Annotated in this window: 1 protein-coding gene; it reads right to left on the minus strand. The window is 36.1% G+C overall.

The genetic code is table 11. The annotated features are described in order from the left end of the window. Positions 1–80 precede the first annotated feature (80 nt). Positions 81–440 (minus strand): hypothetical protein, encoded by a 360-nt coding sequence (locus tag OZD66_RS05860; protein ID WP_275022505.1) that lies wholly within the window; start codon positions 438–440, stop codon positions 81–83. Positions 441–502: the final 62 nt, after the last annotated feature.

Genomic DNA, 502 nt, shown 5'->3' on the forward strand with positions numbered 1-502 from the left:
AAACATTCCTCTATTCGAATCCTTTCGTCGTGCTGTTGATTCTGCCTTCCTATGACCTGTTCGGACTATTATGAGAAATGCTATAACTCACTCGTATCTCCGATTTCTTTTGGTTCAATGTTTTCTAAGCTCTTCTTTAACTGCTCAGGATTTACTTGAGATTGTTCATGATTGGCATGAGTTGGAGATGAATAGCCCGAATCGTTTGCTTTTATGTCTGTTGAGCTGTCTTTTAGCAACCCAACTTCTCTCAAGCGTTTTTTAGTTTCTTCGCTAATCTGACTCTGATCAGCTGGTTTTAACCCGAGATTTTCTTGACCTAATGTATTTTTAAGTTCTTCAAATAGAGTTAGATTACTTTGTCTAATATGTTCTTCTAATTTCCTTCCTACCTGTTTTAAATCTGTTTGAGATTTATAGCACTTCTCATAATAGTCCAAAAAAGGTAAGATATGGATTTATAGTAGTGATGGTAAGCATGCCAGCAGCATATAGTTATGAC

Origin of the sequence: Wolbachia endosymbiont of Drosophila baimaii (assembly GCF_028982185.1) — a bacterium.
Lineage (GTDB): Bacteria > Pseudomonadota > Alphaproteobacteria > Rickettsiales > Anaplasmataceae > Wolbachia > Wolbachia pipientis.